A 6429-nucleotide genomic window follows, 5' to 3' on the forward strand; every position below is an offset into this window, starting at 1 on the left:
CATGAAGGCCCCCTTCCTTGCGCCTAGCGCAAGGAAGGGGGCCTTCATGTACTTGAAAGCACGCATGTACCAACCCGAGCAGGGTCAGACGGCGCCGTACTGCCGGTCCCCCGCGTCACCCAGGCCGGGCACGATGAACCCGGAGTCGTTCAGCCGCTCGTCGATACTCGCGGTCACCACCCGGAGCGGCAGCCCGGTCTTCTCCAGATGCGCGATCCCCTCGGGTGCCGCCAGCGCGCAGATCGCCGTGACGTCGGTGGCACCCCGGTCCGTGAGCAGCCGGATCGTGTACTCCATCGAGCCACCGGTCGCCAGCATCGGGTCGAGTACCAGTACCGGCCGGTCGGCGAGCGATTCGGGCAACGACTCCAGGTACGGCGTCGGCTTGAGTGTCTCCTCGTCGCGGGCGAGGCCGACGAAGCCCATCTGGGCGTCGGGGATCAGTTTGTGTGCTTGGTCCGCCATCCCCAGCCCGGCCCGCAGCACCGGCACCAGCAGCGGCGGGCTGGCCAGCGCGTAGCCGTCGGTGCGCGCCACCGGCGTGTGGATCCGTTCGATGCGCACGGGCATGTCCCGCGTGGCTTCGTAGACCAGCATGACGGTCAGTTCGTGCAGTGCCGCGCGGAAGGCGGCACTGTCGGTACGCGCGTCGCGCATGGTCGAAAGCCGGGCCTTGGCCAGCGGGTGATCAACGACGTGCACATCCATGCCGGTCAATTTAGCTCTTCACGCCTGCCGCGCGAACCAGCCGACCCAGCGGCGCTGCCACGGCGTCTCCACCGAACGCTCGTGGTGGTGAGCCCGCGCCCACGCCACGGCCTCGTCGGCGCCCAGCCCGGAAAGCGTCGCCAGGCAGGACATCACCGTCCCGGTCCGCCCCACCCCGCCGTAACAGGCGACCTCGACGCCCTCTCCCGACGCCGCCCGCTCGTGCAGGGCCACGATCTGCCGCCGGGCCTCTGCCCAGTCCATCGGCAGCAGGAAATCTGGCCAGCGGATCCACTCGTGGTCCCAGTCCAGCTTGTGGTCATGCTTCCGGCGTAGTTTCGCGCCACCCAGATACAGTCCGAAATCCGGCGAAGGCCCCTCTGGCCAGGGGCGACCCAGGCCCCGCCCTCGCAATTCGACACCGTCCGGTAGCGCGATCGCGCCAGGTAGTGAGTTCCCCATCACGGCAGAATTCCACTGTTGGCCAGAAGGTGGACGCCCGGCCCTCCCACCGGCGCTAAGCTCCCGCACGTGAGCGAAGAGCCGGCCCTGCCGAGTCCCGAACAAATGCGCATCTCCGACGCCGACCGCGAGCAGGTCGCGCAGGTGCTGCACGCGGCGATGTCCGAGGGACGCATCACCATCAACGAGCTGGAAGACCGGCTCACCATCGTCTACGAGGCCAAGACCGTCGGGGAACTGAAGCCGGTCACCGCCGATCTGCCGCACCAATCCCGGACGGCGATCGAACCCGCGACGTCGCGGGCGCTCGGCCTGCCTGACGACCGGATCGGCGGGCATCCCGGCTCCGGCGCGTCGATCGCCGTCATGTCCGGCGCCTCGCGCAAGGGCAGCTGGGTGGTCCCGCCGCAGCACAACAGTTTCGCCTTCTGGGGCGGCGCCGAACTCGACCTGCGGTACGCGCGGTTCGCCGAGAAGCATTCGACGATCACCGCGGTCGCGATCATGGGTGGGATCGACATCATCGTTCCCGACGACATCAACGTCGAGGTCACCGGAATCGGCTTCATGGGTGCCTTCGAACTGGAGGACCGGGCAGGCTCACCGCCCGCGTCACCGACCGCGCCGACGGTGAAGATCACCGGCCTGGCGTTCTGGGGTGGCGTCGTCGTCAAGCGGAAACCGCGTAGAAAGGACGTAGGAGAACTCGGAGCCTGAACACTGGGGGGTCAGCTGATGCGCCGGAGTTTCGTCGCCATCGCTTGTGCCGCATTGCTTTCCGTCACCGCCTTCCCGGCGGCGGCCGCGGGGAAGACCGATCCGCGTCAGACCGCGATGGACGCGGCGGTCGCCGCCGGTATCCCGGGGATGGTCGCCGTCGCCGACGACTTCCGCGGCGTCAGCGGCGTCGCGGACATCACCCGGCCCGGTAAGCCCAGCGCGTCCGGACGCTGGCGGGTCGCGAGCGTTTCGAAGGTCTTCGTCGCGACGCTGGTCCTGCAGCTCGTGGCCGAGAAGCGCGTCGGGCTCGACGAACCCGTCCAGCGTTACCTGCCCGGTCTGCTGCCGTATCCGGAACCGATCACCGTCCGCCAGCTGCTCCAGCACACCAGCGGGCTCCCGCGCGACCTGCTCCCCGAGGACACCTGGGCGACGGCGCCGGAGGTCGACACCGAACGCTTCGAGCACTTCGACAGCGACGACCAGATCCGCCTGAGCACGACGAAGCAGCCGCTGCTGTTCAAGCCCGGTGCGAGCTGGGCGTACTCCAACACCGGCTACAACGTCCTCGGCCTGCTGGTCGAAAAGACCACCCGGAAGCCGTTGGAGCGGGTGCTGGACGAACGCATCACCCGTCCGCTGCACCTGCGCGACACCTCGCTCCCCCGCGACTTCCCGTTCCTGCTCGGCCCGGCCGCCCACGGCTACGAGCAGCTGTACGACGTGCCACGCCGCCTCACCGACGTCACCACTTACAACTACTCGCGCTACTTCGGCGCGGGCGGTGTGGTGTCCTCGGGTGCCGACCTCAATCGCTTTTTCGACGCGCTGCTCGGCGGCCACCTGCTGCCCGCCGACCTGCTCACGCAGATGAAGAAGACGGTTCCGGCGGGCGGTATGGAGTACGGCCTCGGCCTGATGAAGCTGAATCTCAAGAGCGCGGGCATCTGCGCGGAAGACGTCACCATCTGGGGCCACGGCGGCGACCTGCCCGGCTTCAACACCCTCAGCTTCCGTGACGAAGCAGGCAAGAACATCTCCACGCTGGCCACGGTGGACCTCACCGCGTCGCCGGACGCCGCGCTCAAACGCCAGCTGCCGATGATCAGCGAGTTCTGCGCGCCGGTGCTGCCCGCACAGGCCACCGCCCAGGCCCCGGTGCCCAGCTTGTAGGCCGCCTACACTCACCGGTATGACAGCTACGACCAGCTCGTCAGCGGTTCCGGCCACCCCGGCGCCGCTGACGGACGCGACTCGCGACGAGGCGAGCTTGCGCCGGTTCCTGCACGGGCTGCCTGGTGTCGACCAGGTCGGCGTCGAGCAGCGGGCGGCGGGCCTCGGCACGCGCAGCATCAAGAAGGCCGCCAAGCTCTGGGCGATCGACACCGCCATCTCGATGGTCGACTTGACGACCCTCGAAGGCGCAGACACCCGGGGCAAGGTCCGTGCGCTGGCCGCGAAGGCCAAGCGGCCGGACCCGGAGCGGCCGGACACCCCGCGGGTCGCGGCCGTCTGCGTGTACCCGGACATGGTCGAGACGGCTGTCGAGGCGCTTCGCGGCACCGGCATCCACGTCGCGAGTGTGGCCACCGGCTTCCCGGCAGGCCGCACGAGCCGCGACATCAAGCTGGCCGACACGAAGATCGCCGTCGACGCCGGCGCCGCCGAAGTCGACATGGTGATCGATCGCGGTGCTTTCCTGGAGGGCCGCTACCTGGACGTCTTCGAGGAGATCCAGGCCATCAAGGCCGCGTGTGGCAGTGCTCATCTGAAGGTCATCCTCGAAACCGGCGAGCTGGTCACCTACGACAACGTCCGCCGCGCGTCGTGGCTCGCGCTGCTCGCGGGCGGCGATTTCATCAAGACCTCCACCGGCAAGGTCTCGCCCGCCGCGACGCTGCCGGTCACCCACGTGATGCTGCAGGCCGTCCGCGACTGGTTCGTCCAGACCGGTGAACTACGCGGGGTGAAACCCGCCGGTGGCATCCGGACGACCAAGGACGCGATCAAGTACCTGGTCGCGGTGCACGAGGTCGCCGGCGAGCAGTGGCTGAACCCGGGTCTGTTCCGGTTCGGGGCGTCCAGCCTGCTCAACGACCTCCTGCTCCAGCGCCGCACCCAGGCCGACGGCCACTACAGCGGCCCCGACTACGTGACGGTGGACTGATCCATGGGCATTTTCGAGTACGCGCCCGCGCCCGAATCGCGCGACATCGCGAACCTCAAAGCGCATTACCGGCCATTCGTCAACGGCGAGTTCATCGACGGCTCTGGTGAGCCGCTCAAGACGATCAACCCGGCCACCGAAGAGGTGCTCGCCGAGGTCGGCACCGCGTCGGTGTCCGATGTGGACACCGCGGTGAAGGCAGCCCGCAAGGCCTATAACGGTGTCTGGTCCAAGATGCCGGACTCGGAACGCGCCAAGTACCTGTTCCGCATCGCGCGCCTGATCCAGGAGCGGTCGCGGGAACTGGCGGTGCTGGAAAGCCTCGACAACGGCAAGCCCATCAAGGAATCGCGTGATTCCGACGTGCCGACGGCCGCCGCGCACTTCTTCTACCACGCGGGCTGGGCCGACAAGCTCGACTACGCGGGCTACGGCCCGAACCCGCGGCCGCTCGGCGTCGCGGGCCAGGTCATCCCGTGGAACTTCCCGCTGCTCATGCTGGCGTGGAAGATCGCACCCGCGCTGGCCACCGGCAACACCGTGGTGCTCAAGCCCGCCGAGACGACTCCCCTGACCGCGCTGGTGTTCGCGGAGATCTGCCAGCAGGCCGAACTGCCGCCGGGTGTGGTCAACATCCTGCCCGGCGCCGGTGACATCGGCGCCGCGCTCGTGGGTCACGGCGACGTCGACAAGGTCGCCTTCACCGGATCGACTGACGTCGGCAAGGCCATCCAGCGCCAGGTCGCGGGTACGTCGAAGAAGCTCACGCTGGAGCTGGGCGGCAAGGCCGCGAACATCGTCTTCGACGACGCACCGCTGGACCAGGCCGTCGAGGGGATCGTCAACGGGATCTTCTTCAACCAGGGCCACGTCTGCTGTGCGGGTTCACGCCTGCTGGTGCAGGAGTCCATTGCCGAAGAGGTCCTCGAAAAGCTCCGCTACCGCGTCTCGACGCTGCGGCTGGGCGACCCGCTGGACAAGAACACCGACATCGGCGCGATCAACTCCGCCGAGCAGCTCGCGAAGATCAAGGGTTTGGTGGAGTCCGGCGACGCCGAGGGCGCGGAGCGCTGGACCAGCCCGTGCCCGGTGCCCGAACGCGGTTTCTTCTTCGCTCCCACGGTGTTCTCCGAAGTGCAGCAGTCGATGCGCATCGCGCGCGAGGAGATCTTCGGCCCGGTGCTCTCCGTGCTGACCTTCCGCACGCCGGACGAAGCCGTCACCAAGGCGAACAACACGCCGTACGGGCTCTCCGCCGGCATCTGGACCGAGAAGGGCTCGCGCATCCTGTGGATGGCGAACCAGCTCCGCGCCGGTGTCGTCTGGGCCAACACGTTCAACCGCTTCGATCCCGCCGCGCCGTTCGGCGGCTACCAGGAGTCGGGTTTCGGCCGCGAAGGCGGACGCACCGGACTGGAGGCCTACCTCGATGTCTGACCGTATTTCGGTGGCGAAGACCTACAAGCTCTACGTCGGCGGCAAGTTCCCGCGCTCGGAATCGGGCCGCGTGTACCCGGTCGCCGACGCCAAGGGCAAGTTCCTGGCCAACGCCTCGCACGCGTCCCGCAAGGACGTCCGTGACGCGGTTTCGGCCGCCCGCAAGGCTTTCGGCGGCTGGTCGGCGGCGACCGCCTACAACCGCGGTCAGGTGCTGTACCGGGTGGCGGAGGTGCTGGAAGGCCGTCGCGAGCAGTTCGTCGCGGAAGTGGCCGCTTCCGAAGGCGTCGCGGCGAAGAAGGCACAGTCCCTTGTGGACGCTTCGATCGACCGCTGGGTCTGGTACGCGGGCTGGACGGACAAGATCGCGACCGTACTCGGCGGGGCCAACCCCGTCGCGGGGCCGTACTTCTCTTTCACCGTCCCGGAACCGACCGGCGTCGTCGGTGTGCTGGCGCCGCAGCGGTCATCGTTGCTCGGTCTGGTGAGCGTGCTGGCCCCGGTGCTGGCGACGGGCTCGACGGCGGTGGTCGTCTCCAGCGCGGAGCGGCCGCTGCCCGCGATCACGCTTTCGGAGGTCCTGGCGACGTCCGACCTGCCCGGCGGGGTCGCGAACATCCTGACCGGCCGGGCGTCGGAACTCGGCTCGTGGCTGGCGTCGCATGCCGACGTCAACGCCCTCGACCCGACCGGCGCGGAGCCCTCCGCGCGGGCGGACCTGGCGCGTGACGCCGCGGGCACCGTGAAGCGCGTCCTGACCGTCCCGGACGCCGAGCCGGACTGGACGGCCGACGCCGACATCGCACGACTGCGCCGGTACCTGGAAGCCAAGACTGTCTGGCACCCACTGGGCGTCTGACCCCCCGCGCGTGAAGGCCCCCTTCCCTCGGCCATGGGTTGAATGATCAGCCGCGTGAAGGCCCCCTTCCCTCGGC

General features: G+C 68.8%; 7 protein-coding genes. 5 read left to right on the plus strand and 2 right to left on the minus strand.

What is annotated here, in order from left to right:
* Nucleotides 1-84 precede the first annotated feature (84 nt).
* Both upp and AB0M65_RS39765 read right to left on the minus strand, forming a co-directional pair.
* On the minus strand, nt 85-708 hold the full coding sequence (gene upp, locus AB0M65_RS39760; RefSeq protein WP_184899384.1) for a uracil phosphoribosyltransferase: 624 nt from the start codon (nt 706-708) through the stop codon (nt 85-87).
* 18 nt (nt 709-726) lie between these two features.
* Entirely contained in the window at nt 727-1170 is a 444-nt protein-coding gene (locus tag AB0M65_RS39765) for a protein-tyrosine phosphatase family protein (protein ID WP_364040452.1), read from the minus strand.
* Nucleotides 1171-1275: 105 nt separating this feature from the next.
* Between AB0M65_RS39765 and AB0M65_RS39770 the strand changes: the two genes are divergently transcribed.
* Genes AB0M65_RS39770 through AB0M65_RS39790 form a run of 5 tightly spaced genes read left to right on the plus strand, consistent with a single transcriptional unit; the run spans nt 1276 to nt 6353 of the window.
* Nucleotides 1276-1887 carry a DUF1707 domain-containing protein gene (locus tag AB0M65_RS39770; RefSeq protein WP_364040467.1) on the plus strand — a complete coding sequence of 204 codons (612 nt, stop codon included), beginning with the start codon at nt 1276-1278 and terminating at the stop codon, nt 1885-1887.
* Nucleotides 1888-1905: 18 nt separating this feature from the next.
* A complete protein-coding gene (locus AB0M65_RS39775) occupies nt 1906-3063 on the plus strand; it encodes a serine hydrolase domain-containing protein (RefSeq protein WP_364040455.1) in 1158 nt (385 codons plus the stop codon).
* Between the two features lie 19 nt (nt 3064-3082).
* Nucleotides 3083-4057 carry a deoxyribose-phosphate aldolase gene (gene deoC, locus AB0M65_RS39780; protein WP_364040458.1) on the plus strand — a complete coding sequence of 325 codons (975 nt, stop codon included), beginning with the start codon at nt 3083-3085 and terminating at the stop codon, nt 4055-4057.
* Between the two features lie 3 nt (nt 4058-4060).
* Nucleotides 4061-5494: an aldehyde dehydrogenase family protein gene (locus tag AB0M65_RS39785; RefSeq protein WP_364040461.1), complete on the plus strand. Its 1434-nt coding sequence runs from the start codon at nt 4061-4063 to the stop codon at nt 5492-5494.
* Complete coding sequence (locus tag AB0M65_RS39790; protein ID WP_364040464.1) at nt 5487-6353, plus strand: aldehyde dehydrogenase family protein; 867 nt, start codon at nt 5487-5489, stop codon at nt 6351-6353. Before AB0M65_RS39785 ends, AB0M65_RS39790 begins: the two co-directional genes overlap by 8 nt.
* Nucleotides 6354-6429: the final 76 nt, after the last annotated feature.

It is taken from the genome of Amycolatopsis sp. NPDC051071 (assembly GCF_040682875.1).
Taxonomy (GTDB): Bacteria; Actinomycetota; Actinomycetes; order Mycobacteriales; family Pseudonocardiaceae; genus Amycolatopsis.